General features: G+C 68.9%; 11 protein-coding genes. 6 read left to right on the plus strand and 5 right to left on the minus strand.

All coding sequences use genetic code 11. The annotated features are described in order from the left end of the window. Positions 1-51: 51 nt before the first annotated feature. Positions 52-2139, minus strand: a complete 2088-nt coding sequence (locus VJT49_RS06440) for an AfsR/SARP family transcriptional regulator (protein WP_324163768.1) — start codon at positions 2137-2139, stop codon at positions 52-54. Positions 2140-2423: 284 nt separating this feature from the next. On the opposite strand from VJT49_RS06440, the gene VJT49_RS06445 reads away from it, so the two are divergent. Continuing rightward, a complete protein-coding gene (locus VJT49_RS06445; protein ID WP_324163769.1) occupies positions 2424-3341 on the plus strand; it encodes a cation diffusion facilitator family transporter in 918 nt (305 codons plus the stop codon). A gap of 140 nt (positions 3342-3481) precedes the next feature. Continuing rightward, positions 3482-4993, plus strand: coding sequence for an amino acid permease (locus VJT49_RS06450; RefSeq protein ID WP_324163770.1), 1512 nt, complete (start codon positions 3482-3484; stop codon positions 4991-4993). Here the strand turns inward: VJT49_RS06450 and VJT49_RS06455 are convergent. Next, a complete protein-coding gene (locus VJT49_RS06455) occupies positions 4983-7265 on the minus strand; it encodes a hypothetical protein (protein ID WP_324163850.1) in 2283 nt (760 codons plus the stop codon). The genes VJT49_RS06450 and VJT49_RS06455 overlap by 11 nt on opposite strands. Positions 7266-7352: 87 nt before the next feature. On the opposite strand from VJT49_RS06455, the gene ahcY reads away from it, so the two are divergent. Beyond that, positions 7353-8825 (plus strand): adenosylhomocysteinase, encoded by a 1473-nt coding sequence (gene ahcY / locus VJT49_RS06460; RefSeq protein ID WP_324163771.1) that lies wholly within the window; start codon positions 7353-7355, stop codon positions 8823-8825. A 190-nt stretch (positions 8826-9015) separates the two neighbouring features. Here the strand turns inward: ahcY and VJT49_RS06465 are convergent, their stop codons facing one another. From VJT49_RS06465 to VJT49_RS06475, 3 genes are all read right to left on the minus strand, one after another. Then, positions 9016-11001, minus strand: a complete 1986-nt coding sequence (locus VJT49_RS06465) for a hypothetical protein (RefSeq protein WP_324163773.1) — start codon at positions 10999-11001, stop codon at positions 9016-9018. A gap of 30 nt (positions 11002-11031) precedes the next feature. Continuing rightward, positions 11032-11835, minus strand: coding sequence for a LysM peptidoglycan-binding domain-containing protein (locus VJT49_RS06470; RefSeq protein WP_324163774.1), 804 nt, complete (start codon positions 11833-11835; stop codon positions 11032-11034). A gap of 1217 nt (positions 11836-13052) precedes the next feature. After that, entirely contained in the window at positions 13053-13331 is a 279-nt protein-coding gene (locus tag VJT49_RS06475) for a hypothetical protein (protein ID WP_324163775.1), read from the minus strand. A gap of 185 nt (positions 13332-13516) precedes the next feature. Between VJT49_RS06475 and VJT49_RS06480 the strand changes: the two genes are divergently transcribed. The 3 genes from VJT49_RS06480 to mtrA all read left to right on the plus strand — a co-directional run bounded on the left by VJT49_RS06480 (position 13517) and on the right by mtrA (position 16320). Next, complete coding sequence (locus VJT49_RS06480) at positions 13517-14668, plus strand: hypothetical protein (RefSeq protein WP_324163776.1); 1152 nt, start codon at positions 13517-13519, stop codon at positions 14666-14668. A 232-nt stretch (positions 14669-14900) separates the two neighbouring features. Next, positions 14901-15548 carry a dTMP kinase gene (locus VJT49_RS06485; RefSeq protein WP_324163777.1) on the plus strand — a complete coding sequence of 216 codons (648 nt, stop codon included), beginning with the start codon at positions 14901-14903 and terminating at the stop codon, positions 15546-15548. A 94-nt stretch (positions 15549-15642) separates the two neighbouring features. Continuing rightward, complete coding sequence (mtrA, locus tag VJT49_RS06490; RefSeq protein ID WP_324163778.1) at positions 15643-16320, plus strand: MtrAB system response regulator MtrA; 678 nt, start codon at positions 15643-15645, stop codon at positions 16318-16320. Positions 16321-16363 lie beyond the last annotated feature (43 nt).

The raw sequence follows: 16363 nt of genomic DNA on the forward strand, positions 1-16363 counted from the left end.
GCGGGCAACTCGCCGGCGACGCGCGAGTTGCCCGCTCGGTGCGGGCTTCGCTCATGACGCCCGAGTTGCCTGTGCGTGCGAGGCAAGGATGTCGTGGCAGGCACGGAGGTCGGCGTGATGCTCGTGCAGCCGCAGGTAGACGGCGAGCCGGTCCACCAACAGGGCGGCCTCCGAGTGCCAGCCGAGTGCACAGACGGATCCGATCGCGGTCATCAGGTTCGCGCGCTCGGCGGCGAACCATGCCTCGGGATTGGCGGTCAGGCGCGCGACCAGGCCGGCGGGCAGGGGCTGCGGCGGCAGCTCGGCGGGGGCGAGTTCACCGGGCGACAGCTTGCGGGCGGCCGCGTCGGCGAGACCGATCGCGGCGTCCACCAGCCCTCGTACGGACGCGATCCGGTCGGCCCCGGAATCCATCGTGGCACCCAGTTCCGCCGCGTAGAGCCGAACCATGTCGTGCAGCCGGAAGCGGGGCTCGCCCGTGCGATCCACTCCGATCGGTTGCAGCAGGCTCGACTCCACCAGTTCCTCGATGAGGCCGTCCGCCGCCGGATGGTTGATGAGCGCGGTCACCGCCCACGCCGGCTGCCCGGCGTTGCGGCATCGGCTGATCGCGCGGAGGGCGACCTGTGCGCGCGGGCTCAGCGCCTGGTAGCTCAGCGCGATGCTGCCGCGTACCTGGAGGTCGCTGGTGGTCAGTTCGTCCAGCCGGCGCACCTTGTCTTCCAGCCGGCCGGCCAGTGCGGCCAGTCCCAGGTTCGGCCGGATCGCCAGCCGGGTACCGGCGATCCGGAGCGCGAGCGGCAGGTTCCCGCAGGCCGCCGCGATTCGCTCCGCCGCGGGCGCCTGGTCCCGGACCCGTTCGGCACCGGCGATCCGGCCCAGCAACTGCTGGGCGTCGCGGTCACTCAGCGGACCGAGCTGAAGCCGGCGAGCGCCCTCCAGTCCAGTGAGTTTCCGGCGGCTGGTGACCAGGACCGCGCAACCCGGAGTGCCGGGGAGCAGCGGCCGTGTCTGGGCCGCGTCGGCGGCGTCGTCGAGTACGACCAGCACCCGGCGTCCGGTCAGCATGCCGCGGTAGGCCGCCGCGCGGGCGTACGGGTCCTCGGGAACCATCGGGCCGGAGACGCCGAGCGCGCGTAGCAGGTCGGTGAGCACCGCACCGATATCCCGGGGTGCTGCCGTGCCGTTCAGCGGGATGAAGAGCTGCCCGTCGGGAAAGGCCACGGACATCCGGTGCGCGACCTGCACGGCCAGGGCGGTCTTGCCGGCGCCCGGCTCGCCGCTGATCACCGTCACCGGCGTGGCGTTGGTGAGCGCGGTGAGTTCCGCTGCCCTGCCCGAGAAATCCGTGAGTGGGGGCGGCAGCTGGCATAGCGGCCATGGCAACCTCGCCGCGGCACGCGGCGCGGGATCTTCCCCGCCGAGCACGGCGGCGTGCGCGCGTCGAAGTTCGGCGCCCGGTTCCACGCCGACTTCCTCGATCAACGCGGTCCTGGTCCGCCGGTAGACCTCCAGCGCTTCGGCTTGCCGCCCGCACCTGTGCAGCGCGGTCATCAGCTGTGCGGCCGTGTGCTCCTGGAGCGGATGCTCGACGAGGATCGCGCGCAGTTCCCCGACGAGCTCGGCATGCCGCCCTCCGGCGAGTTCGGTGTCGACGCATTCCTCGTGGACGAGGAGCCGCTCGGCCTCCAGCAGGCTCGCTTCCGAGACCAGTTGGGGCAGGTGCAGGTCGGTCAGCGGCTGGCCGCGCCACTGGGCGAGCGCGCGCCGAAAATGTTTCGCCGCGCGCGCGTGTTCGCCTGCTTGAGCGGCGTGCCTGCCCGCCTCGGCTTCCGCACGGAACACCAGCAGGTCGAGGTCCCCGGGCTCGATCTGGAGCCGGTAGCCGTCCTGGGCGTGGTCGATCCGGGCGCCGTCCAGCCGCTCGCGCAGCCGTGAGACGTAGGTGTGCAGGTTGGAGGCGTAGGACTTCGGCGGCAGGTCGGTCCACAGCGCGTCGACCAGTTGCGGGACGGGGACGCGCTGGTTGGCCTTGAACAGCAGCATGGCCAGCAGCGAACGCTGCCGATCGCCGCGGAGCCGGAGGTACTCCCCTCGGCTCTCCACCGTCAACGGACCCAGCACCCCGAACTTCGTCATCTCGTTCCCCACAGTGATCAACGCTGGATGTTTGGCGTAATGGGCCCTTTGACGCCATCCCGGCGGGATCGGTTGCCGTGGGACGCGTGTCCTGTGCCGCCGCCCTCAACGGAAGCGCTTCGTGCTGCGGTTAGGCCCGCCCGCCGGCCCACCGCCACCCTCGACGGATGCGCTTCGTGCTGCGGTTAGGCCCGCCCGCCGGCCCACCGCCACCCTCAACGGAAGCGCTTCGCGCTGCGGTTAGGCTTCAATCCGGCAAATCGGGAAGGCTCCAGGGGGTCAGCGTGTCGGCAGGCGGCGGAACCAAGGCGATTCTCGCGGCGCTCGGCGCCAACGCCGGCATCGCGCTGGCCAAGTTCGTGGGATTCCTGTTCACCGGCTCGTCGTCGATGCTCGCCGAATCGGTGCACTCCGTGGCGGACACCTCCAACCAGGGCCTGCTGTTGCTCGGCCAGAAACAGTCGCGGCGCAAGGCCACCGCCGAGCATCCGTTCGGGTACGGCCGGGAGCGCTACTTCTACTCGTTCGTCGTGGCGCTGTTGCTGTTCACACTCGGTTCGGCGTTCGCGGTGTACGAGGGCATCCACAAGATCGAGCACCCCGAGCCGCTGACCTCGCCGCTGGTCGCCGTGCTCATCCTGGTGGCCGCGATCGCGCTGGAGACCTACAGCTTCGTGACCGCGGTCAAGGAGTCCCGCAAGATCAAGGGGTCGGCGTCGTGGTGGGGATTCATCCGCCAGTCGCGCACCCCGGAGCTGCCGGTGGTGTTGCTGGAGGACACCGGGGCGCTGTGCGGTCTCGTGTTCGCGCTGGCCGGGGTCGGGCTTTCGGTGCTCACCGGTGACACGGTGTGGGACGGCATCGGCACGCTCGCGATCGGCATCCTGCTCGGTGTCATCGCGATCATCCTGATCGTGGAGATGAAGAGTCTGCTCATCGGCGAGGGAGCGACCGAGACGGAACTGCGCGGCATCGTCGGCGAACTCGTCAACGGCCAGGTCGACCGGGTGATCCACATCCGCACCATGTACCTCGGCCCCGACGAGTTGCTGGTGGCCGCCAAGCTCGCGCTCAAGCCGAACCTGAGCGTCGAAAAGGTCGCCCGCGCGATCGACGAGGCCGAGGCCCGCGTCCGCGCCAAGGTGCCGGCCGCGAAGCTCATCTACCTCGAGCCGGACCTCGACCGGCAGCTGATCTCCTAGTTCGTTCCGGAAGTGGTTTGCGCCGCGGTGCGGGTGGCTCCGCCGGTTTTGAACACGGTTTCAAGTGCTTGGTTCGCCCGATCCGGTCCGCGCGGGTTACGGTGATCTACCGAGCGTGTGGCGAGGATCGGGAGGAGAGCATGCCGGGCACGGGTTTGTGGCGCACGAAGTCGGTCGAACAGTCGATCAGGGACACCGACGAGCCGGGGACCAGGTTGCGACGCAACCTGTCCACCTGGGACCTGACGGTGTTCGGGGTGGCGGTGGTGATCGGGGCCGGGATCTTCACCCTGACCGCGCGCACCGCGGGCGACTATGCCGGGCCTTCGGTCTCGCTGGCGTTCGTGCTCGCTGCGGTGGCGTGTGGCCTCGCCGCGCTCTGCTACGCCGAATTCGCGTCCACCGTGCCGGTCGCGGGAAGCGCTTACACGTTCTCCTACGCGACTTTCGGCGAGCTTGCCGCCTGGATCATCGGCTGGGACCTGGTACTGGAACTGGCGGTCGGCGCGGCCGCCGTGGCCAAGGGCTGGTCGGTATACCTGCAGACGGTGCTGGGCTACGCCTTCGGTGAAGGCGCCAAGACCACGTTTTCGCTGGGCGGGCTGACCGTGGACTGGGGATCGCTGTTGCTGGTGATCGTGCTGGCCACCGTGCTGGCGGTGGGCACCAAGCTGTCGTCCCGGGTGTCCATGGTGATCACCGCGATCAAGGTGGCGATCGTGCTGTTCGTCATCGTGCTCGGCCTGTTCTACGTCAAGGCCGCCAACTACCACCCGTTCGTCCCGCCGGCCGCGGGCTCGGGCTCCGGGGAAAGCGGCATCAACCAGTCCCTGTTCTCGTTGATCGCCGGTGGCGCCACCAGCACGTTCGGCGGGTTCGGCCTGCTGGCCGGGGCTTCGCTCGTGTTCTTCGCCTTCATCGGGTTCGACATCGTGGCGACCACGGCCGAGGAGACCCGCGAACCGAAGAAGTCCGTGCCGCGCGGCATCATCGGCTCGCTGGCGATCGTGACCGTGCTGTACGTGGCGGTGTCGCTGGTGGTCGTCGGCATGGTGCCGTACACGGACCTGGCCACCTCGGCCGGCGACGGCAGCCACAAGACCCTGGCCACCGCGTTCTCCGTGAACGGAGCCGACTGGGCGGCGAACGTGATCTCGGTCGGCGCGCTCGCCGGGCTCACCACCGTGGTGATGGTGTTGATGCTGGGCCAGGTCCGAGTGCTGTTCGCGATGTCCCGGGACGGCCTGCTGCCCCGGCCGCTGGCCCGCACCGGCGGCCACGGCACCCCGGCCAGGGCCACCGTGCTGGTCGGCGTGCTGGTCGCCGTCGCGGCGGCCTTCTTCCCGGCGGACAAGCTGGAAGAGATGGTCAACGTCGGCACGCTGTTCGCGTTCGTGCTGGTCTCCGGAGGCGTGCTGGTGCTCCGGCGGACCCATCCGGAACTGCCACGCGCGTTCCGCGTGCCCGGTGTGCCGGTCGTCCCGGTGCTGGCGATCCTGGCGTGCCTGTGGCTGATGCTGAACCTGACGGTGCTCACCTGGCTACGGTTCGCCGCGTGGATGGTGGTCGGCGTGGTGATCTACTTCGCCTACGGCCGCCGCCACTCGCTGCTGGGCCGGCGAACCGCCGAAACCGTCGAAGTCAAAAGTTGATGTTGAAGCGCGGGATGTCGGGGAACAGCGGGAACTGGTCCGTAGGCGCCCCGACGGGGCTGTCCGGCCACTCCAGGCCGGCCGCCATCGCCACCGCGCGATCCCATTCCGGGTCGACCTCGTAGTCGGCGTGCCCGAGCACACCGGCCGCCCACCGTCGCATGCCGGCCGCGCCGCGGATCGGATCGGGCAGCCAGTGGTCGCCACCGAGCACCAGCGCGCCGGTCGGTCCCGGCCCGGCGGCGGGCAGCGGGCCCGCCGTGCCGTTGGCCCGGAAGCCTTCGCCGATCAGCTTGCCGTCCACCACCTGCTGGCGCCAGGTGGTCACCGCGCCGCCGAAGATGTCGGTGCCCCGCGCGAGCCCTCGCCAGCGGCCTTCCAGCGCCCCGAACAGCGAGGTCAGTGACTGGTGCGGCAGCACGGCCGGGAAAGCGCGCAGGTAGCCCCACTGCACCGGGGAACCGGCGGTGAGCAGGCCCACCCGCGCACGGTCGACGTCCGGGCTGTGCGTCAGCCGCGCGGCGGCCACCAGCGTGAGCAGGCTGCCCAGGTGCTGCCCGGCCAGCACGACGCGGGTGTTCGGCTCGGCGAGGTGTTCCTTCGCCCTGGCCACGAGTTCTGGCACGACCTTGAGCGCGTAGCACGGCGGAACCGTGGGGTGGGCGGCCCGCGGCCAGAAGCAGACCAGGTCGGCGAGCGCGCCGAGATGCCGGTTCCGTCCCGGTTTCTTCGCCGCGGTGTAGACCACCCGCAGCAGCCCTACGGCCATCGCGCCGAGGGTGAACAGCCCGATGTCGGAGAGCGGGTCCAGCCAACCGGGCAGTGTGTGGAACCCGAACCGGGCCACCAGCAGTGCGGCCGCGCAGGCGGACATGCCCAGCACCACGGCCAGCGCCAGGTGGTGCAGATGCCGCCGTTCCCACGCCGAACGGGCCCAGGCGCGGGCGGCGAGCCGTGCCTCGGCGGGGTTGTCCTGCAGCAGCCGCACGGCTTCCGGCACGCCACGGATCCGCCGCCGCATCGGCACCGCGATCGCGAATCCGAGTAACGCGGCGAGTCCGGTCAGCACCAGCCCGGCGCCCCAGAGCATGGTGATCGGCTGGTAGCTGGCGGGCAGGCGGAGGGCGCCCGCCCCGAAAGACCGGCGTGCGCCGATGGCCAGTCCGGCGCCGAACCCGCCCCCCAGCAGCACGGCCAGCGCGAGCACCGGCGCGGCCGCCCAGCCGCCCACCCATGGCCGCAGCCGTTTCGGCAGGCCGCGCCAGGTCCGGCGGGCCAGCAGCGCCGCCGGTACGAGCAGCAGCGCGAACAGTACGCACACCGCGAGCAACGCGGCCCCTGCCGTCTCCACCATCACGTCCGAACCGGCTCGCGGCGGGAAAAGCGCGACCACGGCCGTCAGGAACGCGGCGAACACGAGTACACCGCGCCGCAAGGGCCTCGGCAGCTCGCCCACGCCGACGGCGCTGGTCAGCAGCGCGGCGACCACGAGGGCCAGCGCGCAGATCCACACGACGAGTTCGGGCAGGCGAGCGGGCGGGCGGATCGGCCCGCCCAGTGCCAGCAGGGCGACCGACGCCAGCGCCGCCACGGCGTGCAGGCACCTCAGCGCCGAGGAACCGGTGCCGCGTAGCGCGTCGCCCGGCAGGCCCGCCTTACGTGGCGGCACGTCCTTCGCGGTCGCCTGCCAGTTGGTCCCGGACAGCCGGTACAGCATGAAGATCACGGCGACCAGCGGAAGCAGCCCGGCGATCATGCGCAACGGCAGCACTTCACGCGGCGTCCTGGGCACCGCGGTCAGGCAGCGGCTCGCGGGCGCCAGGCACTGGACGGCGAACAGGTCGAGCGCGATCACCGCGAGCTGGCTGACCAGCAGCATCGTCAGCAACAGCCCGGCGACCCGCAGCAGCCCGCGGCAGATCCCGCCCAGCGCCGCGGCGGCCCGGCTGCCTTCGGGCACCGGCGGCAGCATCCAGTGCGCCACGTTGGCCAGCGAGAACGGGAACAGCAGCGCCCATGCCGCCTTCGCCGCGCCACCCGAGGTCATCCCGCCCCACAGGTAGCCCTCCAGGGTACGCGGGACGGGGCGGCCGAGGGCGTGCAGCACCGGTCCGGGCGCGGGGCGGCGCAGCCGGTCGGACGGGCGGACCACCTGGCCGAGCCCGTCTCCGGCCACCTCGACCGTGCTCACGGCGTCGAGCAGCGATTCACCGCTGGCGCCGCTCAGACCGGGCACGCGGAGCTCGACGATCCGGGTCTCAGGGCCGGGTATGGGCACGGGCGTCTCCTTCTCAGGTGTAACGCTGGCAACGAACAACGGTACTGTTCAGGTGTCGCCGATCCTTGGAGGAAATGCCCGATGACCCCCGAAAGCGTTGCCAAGCGCCACGACACCCGTAGGGGTGTGGAGTTCGCGGTGGCGGATCTGGAGTTGGCCGATTTCGGTCGTAAGGAGATCCGGCTGGCGGAGCATGAGATGCCGGGGTTGATGGCGTTGCGGCGGGAGTATGCGGAGGTGTTCCCGTTGCGGGGGGCGCGGGTGTCGGGGTCGTTGCACATGACGGTGCAGACGGCGGTGTTGATCGAGACGTTGGTGGCGTTGGGCGCGGAGGTGCGCTGGGCGTCGTGCAACATCTTCTCCACCCAGGATCACGCGGCCGCGGCCGTCGTGGTGGGCCCGCACGGCAGCGTGGAGCAGCCGAAGGGGGTGCCGGTGTTCGCCTGGAAGGGCGAGTCGCTTCAGGAGTACTGGTGGTGCACGGAACGGGCGCTGACCTGGGACGGTGAGGGTCCGAACATGATCCTCGACGATGGCGGGGACGCGACGATGCTGGTGCATCGGGGTAGGCAGTACGAGAAGGCGGGGGTGGTGCCTTCGCCGGAGGACGACGACCCGGAGGAGTGGAAGGTCTTCCTCGGGTTGTTGGGGGAGTCCCTCGAGGCGGATGCGGGGAAGTGGACCCGGATCGGGGAGGGCGTCCGCGGGGTGACGGAGGAGACCACCACCGGCGTGTTGCGGTTGTATCAGTTGGCGGCGGCGGGGAAGTTGCTGTTCCCGGCGATCAATGTGAACGACGCGGTGACCAAGTCGAAGTTCGACAACCGCTATGGGATCCGGCATTCGCTGATCGATGGCATCAACCGGGGCACGGATGTGTTGATCGGCGGGAAGGTCGTCGTGGTGTGTGGCTACGGGGATGTGGGCAAGGGTGCGGCGGAGTCGTTGTCGGGGCAGGGCGCGCGGGTGATCATCACGGAGATCGACCCGATTTGCGCGTTGCAGGCGGCGATGGATGGCTTCCAGGTCAAGACGCTGGAGTCGGCGCTGGGTGAGGCGGACATCGTGATCACCACCACGGGGAACAAGGACGTGGTGTTGGTGGAGCACATGGCGCGGATGAAGCACCAGACGATCGTGGGCAATATCGGGCATTTCGACAACGAGATCGACATGGCCGGGCTGGCCCGCTACCCCGGTGTCCGCAGGGTGAACATCAAGCCGCAGGTGGACGAGTGGACCTTCCCCGACGGGCACAGCATTATCGTGCTGTCGGAGGGGCGGTTGCTCAACCTGGGCAACGCGACCGGGCATCCCAGCTTTGTGATGTCGAACAGCTTCTCCAACCAGATGATCGCGCAGATCGAGCTGTTCACCAAGCACGAGGAGTACGACCGCGAGGTCTACCGGCTGCCCAAGAAACTCGACGAGAAGGTCGCCCGCATCCACCTGCAGGCGCTGGGCGGCGAACTCACCAAGCTCACCAAGGAACAGGCCGAATACATCGACGTCGACCCCGAAGGCCCCTTCAAAGCCGACCACTACCGCTACTGACCCGGGTTGGCCCGGAAAGCGCTGCCAGGGGCAGCGCTTTCCGGAAGCAGGGACGGGCACGGATACGGGTGCGGCGGCTGCTGGTGACCTGGATGACCTCGGCGGAGGGTCGCGCATGAAACAGCGATGCTCCGGCACGGCACGGCACGGGACACGCCACGGCGGGTGGCGAGTCCCGTGCCATGCGGAGTCAGAAGCCGGTGGGCTTCTTCTTCGGGACGAACTGCGAGAAGTCCGTGAAGACATAGTCGCCGCGCGAGTTGTGGATTTCCAACTCGTCCACATTCGCGAGCAGGTCGGATGTCACCTCGTTCGCGCGCAGTGCTCTTGCCAGTTGGGTTTTGGTCATGTCCGTCATCTGGTTGTCCGAGCCCTCGATGTAGATCGAGGCCACTCTGGTGTAGGGATTGCCGTTCTCGTCGACGGGTACTTTTTCGCCGCCGCTGCCGCCGAGTTGGTCGGCAGCGCTTTTGATGTGTCCCCGCACCGGGTCAAGGCCACCGCTGTCGGGCGTTTTACCGGTCACCACCTTGACCTGGTATACCTTCTTGGCGGTGCGGTCGACCACGTCGCCCTGCCCGTTCTCCAGCGCGACCTCGTGTCCTTTCCCGGCCAGATCGGCGGCCACCTGGAGTTGCCGGAGCAGGCCATAGTCCGGCTTCGCCTGGTTCAGCTCACGAACGATCTTGTTCAGGAAGCTCCTCAGCTCTTCGGGATTCTCGAGCTTTCCGCCACCGGTCAGTTCGGCCAGATCGGAAAGAAATCCGTTTTCGTTCGCCATCTTGATCGAGGCCACCGCATCCGCCTGGGACACACCGGCCCTGGTGAGCGAGGTGTAAACGGTGACCTTGTCGGCCAGGTTCTCGGCGCCGACTTTTTCGATCAGTACGGTGATCGTCTTCGCGTCGGTGCGCAGTAGGTTCCGAAGCACCTTGGGGTCGATGTTGCTTTCGCGCAGCTGGTCGATCTCGTCCGCGCTCAGACCGTACTGGGCACCGATACGGTCGTACTCGTCCTTCGGCTTGGCGTTGTCACTGGCGCCGGCGCTTTTCGGATCCGACGACGACCGTGACGCGTGGTAGCCCTTCGAGCCCTGGAAGCCAGGGTCCTGGCCCTCGGCGCAGGTCGACCAGGTTCCCTGGCCACCGTGGTGTTCGTCGAGTTGCTGCGCGGCCTGGGCGGCGGCCATGGCCGCGTCGCCGGGGTCGATCGCCGCGTTCTTGATGAAGTCGGCGATGCCCTGGGCGGTGAGGTGCTGCTTGTCCAGCGAAAGCGCTCCCGCTGCCTTCTGGCCGGCCTGGTCGAGCAAATTTTTCAGCAATAGTTGCTGGAAGAGCTCCTCGGTGGCCTGCAGGTCGTTGGCTGCCTGCCGTGCCTGCTCCTGCTGCTGCTCGGCCGTGAGCTGGCAGTCCTGAGGCGCTGCCGGACATCCGGACACCATCAGGCCGCTTTCGCACTTGTCGGTCCTGGCGTCTTTCGGCTTGACCGTGATCTGCGGCTTGTCGCAGCCGGCCGGGTTGCTCAAGCACTTGTTGGTGTTGGTGACCGTGGTGTCTTTGGGTTTGGCTGGGGGGATGTACGGTTTGAGGTCTTTGGTGACCGTGGTGTCTTTGGGTTTGGCTGGGGGGACGTAGGGTTTGAGGTCTTTGGTGACCGTGGTGTCTTTCGGTTTGACCGTGATCTGTGGCTTGAAGCAGCTCGCAAGGTCACTGCACTTGGCGTTCGACGTTTGATCTCGTTTCACCGCGCCGGCTTTCTGGGGCAGCGGGGCCAGCTTGCCGGAGCCTGTGACGCCGTGCAGGTTCAGCTTGGTGTCGTCGAAGGTCTTGGGAGCGGGCTTGAGAGCCGGGGTCGGGCTGAGGTTCAGTGACTTGGGCACGGAGGGGTTGCAGTTTCCGAGCAGCTTGACGCCTGTCCCGCCGGTGCTCGCGGTGTTGCCGAGGCAGACGCTCGCCGACGCGCTGGGGGTGGCCAGGGGAGACACCGTCAGTGCGAGTGCCGCGATCAGGACGGCCGTGGCCAGTCCCGCCGCGGTTCGACGTTTCGGGCCAAGTCGTGGATCACCTGCCGGGGAGACGGCTGGCTCCGCGTTCCGGGCCGCGCCTTGTAAACACCATCCGCCGGCGAGGGTGAGCGCTGCTGCGAGAACGATCAGCAGCGGGTGATCGGGATGCATCGTGTTCCTTCCGTCAGCGAGACATGCGGGTCAGTACCAGTGGTGGGCTTGCCAGTAGGTCCACGCTTTGCAGGCTCCGCCGTAGCGGGAAGTGACGTAATCGCGCATCCACGCCAGTTGAGTGGTGGCGTCGGTGCGCCAGTTCGGGCCGGAGCGGGCCATTTTCGATCCGGGCAGTGCCTGGGCGAGGCCGTAGGCGCCGCTGTGGGGGTTGGTGGCGTGGATGTTCCAGCCGGATTCGCGGGCGATGACGTTGGCGGCGCAGCCGTATTCGGAGCCGAAGATCGTGGCCACGATTTGCCGCACGGCCGGTTCGCCCGGTTTGGGCGTGACCTGTTTGCCGGGATGGGCCGGTGTCGCGGTGGGGGTGATCTGGTGGCCGGCGGGGGTGGTCTGGTGGCCGCGGGCCGGGGTCGGCTGGGTGGCCGGTGTAGTGGTGGGGACCTGCAGTGTGGCGCCGGCGCGGATGAGGGTGGAGTTGCCGAGCTTGTTGAGTGACTGCAGGTCGGCGACCGTGGTGTGGTGGTGGCGGGCCAGCGCCCACAGTGTGTCGCCGCGGTGCAGGGTGATGGTGGATGCGGCGGTGGCCGGGGCTGGTGGCGTGGTCGGTGCGGGGGCGGTGACAACCGGTGCGGGTGCCGGCACGGCTGGGGTGGCGGGGACGGCCTGGGTGTCCGAGCTGGTCAGGGCGGTGGCCAGGACCCCGGCGGCTGCGCACACCAGCAGCACGCCGAGCACCGCCAGCCGGGCGCGGCCGGTCAGCAGGCGCCGGACCGCGCGCCACAGTCCACGCGTGGTGCCCAGGTTCGGACGTGGCGACACCAGGGTGTTCATCGCAGCGGCTCCCCCAGAGGTCGGGTGATCGGACTCGTTGACCGCGGCCCGGCGCCAGGCACCCCACTCGCCTGCCGCCCGGCCGCCCCCTGATCAAGCCACTGCCGGCGTTGTCCGGCCAGGTGTCCGGACAATCCCCGGACAACTCCCGGACAAAGCAGGCCAGAGGGGCCGGACGCGGGCGGCGTTCGCCCTCGATCAGCAGGAGGGCACGGAGACCCAGGACGGTACGGAAAGGTCCACAGTGCTGGTCAGGCCGGTCAGTCCGGTCTTGACTTCGATTCCTTGGCCCACGCCTTTCGGAAACTTGGGTTTGAAGCCACCTTGCAGGGCCTTGGTCCAGTCCTTCGCGGAGACCTTCGACAGGCCCAGTCCCACTTGCCGTCGTGCAGGAAACCGTTCTTGTCAGCCAAGGTCATGGAGTCGTTGACAATATTGAGGCCCAGTATCTTGCCGGAGACGCCGGCCTTGGTGGCCCAGTCACCCGGGCCGCCCGTCACCTTGAACTCCAGCCCGCCGCCACCCAACGAGGCTTTGGCCTGTCCCCGCACGTAGAGCCCGGTCGAGGGCTTGTTGTGGGTGATGTCGAAGCTTTCGCCGTAGTCACCCCGGCCTCTCCGGAAACGACGAGGTGTTTCTGGCCGTTCTTGGTGTAGCCGCCGATCTCCCCACCGCCGCCGACTTCTCGATGGAGGGACCCGCTGACCCGCTGTACTCGACGTCGTTTCCGGTGTTCTTGACCGGTTTTGACGGGAGCCGGTTTGACCGGTGCCGGTTTTGGGGTCGGTGCGGGCTTGGTCGGTTTGACCGGAGCCGGTTTTGGAGCCGGCGCGGGCTTCGCCGGCTCGGCCGGTACCGAAGGATGGCCCGGCTGGACCGGCCTACCGGTACCGGGGTCCGCTCCGGACGAACCTGCTTCGGCGGTGCGGATTGAGCCGGTTTCTTCGGCTTTTTCTTCTTGGGCGGACAATCTGGTTGCGTCGCGACCAGGTGCGTCACGGTGGGCTACTTCGTTGTCACAGGAGGTTTCGTCTTGGGCGAGCCGACGCTCGCCGCTGTCCGCACGCCGGGTTTCGGCGCCGGAATCGGGCCGTGGGTGACCGCGGCAGAGGCCGATGCGGCGCTGATCACGTTCGGACAGATCCACAGCAGGCCCACCGAGGCCGCCGTGGCCGGCAAGCCCAGAGCCAGCCGCGGATCGCCTCGATTTCATGTGTTCACGCGATTCCTCCGCGGTACGTGAGGTTCAACGGGCACATCTGCCGCTTGGCGGTGAGCGGCGGTGGACACGGCTGGGGCTTGGCCGGCATGGCCGGCTTGGTGACCCGGCGGTGGTGACCGGTTTCCTTACCGAGCCGGCCCGGTTTGAGGTCCGCGATCGCTCTCATCGACTTCCTTTCGAGGGCTGACTTGCGGCCGGACAGCTCACCGGACGAGTTCCGGACACCGGCGCCGTCGATCAAGCCACGGCCGTGGTTGTCCAGCCAGGCGTTCAAACAATCCCCGGACAATTGCTGGCCAGCAGGCCGCACCTGGGGTGAGAGATTTTGGGTGACCGGCATCACCGAGGCCGGAGCCGCGACACCCGCCTATCCTCGACCAACATCACGCCTGAGGTGGGCGAGGCGCTGCCATGCTGCACGGGTGCCGTCGTTGGCCGAGCACCAGGAAGGGGCAAGGGGTGACGCGAACCGCGGGTGAGCGAGTCGACGAAGAACTCGAGCCGGCGCACGTAGCCGGCTTGAGCCGACTGAGGACGAAGAAGGACAAGATCCGGTACGCCTGCGATCACCTGCCGGAGAACCCGAAGACAGCCGACGTGCTGGCCTGGCTCACGCGCTACGGCGTGGTCAAGAACCCGAAGAAAGAGCGGCCGGGCGTGTCCACGGAAGTCACCAAGTGGAAGCGGGAGCGGGGCCTGTCCGGCGACTTTCCCACCCTGGCCGGAGAACTGCTGGCCGAACTGGACAAGTTCACCGGCGACGCGGCGGCTCAGGTTGTGCACTCGAACGGCGATGGCGAAAGCGCTGTCCTTCGGCAAACCGAACAGGTACCCACCGAACACGTGCCGGTGTCCGATGAGGGTGTGCCGACGGAACAAGTGCCGGTGTCCGACGAACCTGTTCAGGACAGCGAGAACGCGCGTCCGAACAAGACCCACGGCGCGCTCGGCTTTTACCTCGTGTCCGTCCTGACCATGGCGGTGTCCGCGAACACCTCCTGGGAGTTCTTCGGAACGGTGCTCGGCATCACGAACCCGCTCGAGCGCGGGGTCATGTTCAGCGTGGTGGAGCTGGCGCTGATCGCGTGCGGGTACGGCATGGCCGCCGGGGTCCGCCGGGACGGCAGGCCGGGTGCGCCGAGGTTCGTCGCCTGGGGGCTGTGCGGGCTGTCCGCGTACATGGCGCTGGTCCTGTCCGGACCACTGGCCGGTCTGGCCCGCGTGCTGCTGGGTCCGGCGCTCGGTCTGGTCATGCTCCACCTCGCGCTCGGGATCGAGATCCGGTCGCAGCATCAGCGGGTGACCACCTGGGCGCGCGTCGGGCGGGAGCTTCGCGAGCGAGTGCTTTCCCGTCTGGGCCTCGGCGACGACGAGCGAGACGCGATCGCCCGGACTCGCGACCGCGCCGCTTGCCGCGCGGCCAGGCTCGCGCTGGCGAGTGGCTTCACGCCGTTCCGGCGGTCCCGCCTTCAACGCGCCCTGCGCACGTCCGGTGTGGCGCACGATGCAACCGCGCGGGCACGCATGCTGGCCGAACTGACCGCGCTTCGCCACGCTGACGATCTGAGGAACTTGTCTCAGTCCTCCCCGTGGTCAGCCCCCCAGTCCTAGCATCACGTGACTCGACGACGAGCTGCACGCTCGCATCAGGGAGAGCCGAGGCGGAGGGGCGCAGCGTGAACGATTTCGTCACCGAGACGCTGCGGGTCGCCGTCGACAAGCAGGTCACGATGGTGACCCGAACCCAGCGTCAGGCCGAGGCGGCCAGGGCACACGGCCTCGAAGTCCGGTAACGGCGCCCAGCCTGGGATGACGCGGCTGCCGGACCGATAGCCTTTGGCGTGTGGGTCGACTGCTGGTGATCGAGGGGCTGGACGGCGCGGGCAAGCGCACTCTGGCGGACGGGCTGACCAAGGCGCTGCACGACGCGGGCGCCACCGTGACGACCCTGGCGTTCCCCCGCTACGGCAAGAGCGTGCACGCCGACCTGGTGCGTGAGGCCCTGCATCGCGGTCACGGCGACCTGGCCGACTCCGTCTACGGCATGGCCCTGCTCTACGCGCTCGACCGGCGCGAGGCCGTCGAGGAGATCCGCCGCGACCTGGAACTGCACGACATCGTGCTGCTCGACCGCTATGTCGCGTCCAACGCGGCCTACGGCGCGGCCCGCCTGCACCAGGACGCCGGCGGCGAGTTCGTGCGATGGGTGCGGGAGCTGGAGATCGACCGCTTCGGCCTTCCTGTGCCCGACGTGCAGCTTCTTCTCCGGGTGGCGCCGGAGGTCGCCGCGGCACGGGCCGAGCGCCGGGCGCGGTCCGAGGCCGGCCGGGTCAAGGACGCCTTCGAATCGGACGACGATCTGCAGACCCGTTGCGCGCGGGTCTACGACCAGCTGGCCGGCGAGGCTTGGCTCTGTCCATGGCGGGTGGTCGACGGCACGGGGGCCTTCGATCCCGCCGAACTGGCGGGCGTGGTCTCCTCGCCCGGGTAGCGGATACCTCCGGTCGCTGGTCCATCCGAGCTAAGCTGCGCGCCGAAGCCGGGTCGGAGGTCGTGAATGGTGCACGTAGTGCGAATATGTGGACATGAAGGCACGTGTCTTGGTGGTCGATGATGACCCTGCGCTGGCGGAGATGCTCACCATCGTGCTGCGCGGGGAGGGCTTCGATACCGCCGTGATTCCCGACGGCTCCCGGGCGCTGCCCGCGCTCCGTGAGCTCAAACCCGACCTCGTGCTGCTCGATCTGATGCTCCCCGGGATGAACGGTATCGACGTCTGCAAGGCGATCAGAGCGGAGTCCGGCGTTCCCATCGTGATGCTCACCGCCAAGAGTGACACCGTGGACATCGTGCTCGGCCTGGAGTCCGGCGCGGACGACTACGTCGTCAAGCCGTTCAAGCCGAAGGAACTGGTGGCCAGGGTCCGGGCCAGGCTGCGCCGGACGGAGGCCGAGCCCGCCGAGACGCTCACGATCGGCGACCTCGCCATCGACGTGCCGGGGCACGAGGTCACCAGGGAGGGCAAGGCCATCCCGCTCACCCCGCTGGAGTTCGACCTGCTGGTCGCACTGGCGCGCAAGCCCCGTCAGGTGTTCACCCGCGAGGTGCTGCTGGAGCAGGTCTGGGGTTACCGGCACGCGGCCGACACGCGCCTGGTCAACGTGCACGTGCAGCGGCTGCGCTCGAAGGTCGAGCGGGACCCGGAGCACCCCGAGGTCGTGCTGACCGTGCGCGGCGTCGGGTACAAGGCTGGCCCGCCGTAACCGGGCAGGGAACAATGAGTCGTAAGGTCGCGAGGTGGCAACC

It is taken from the genome of Amycolatopsis sp. (assembly GCF_035276945.1).
GTDB lineage: Bacteria > Actinomycetota > Actinomycetes > Mycobacteriales > Pseudonocardiaceae > Amycolatopsis_E.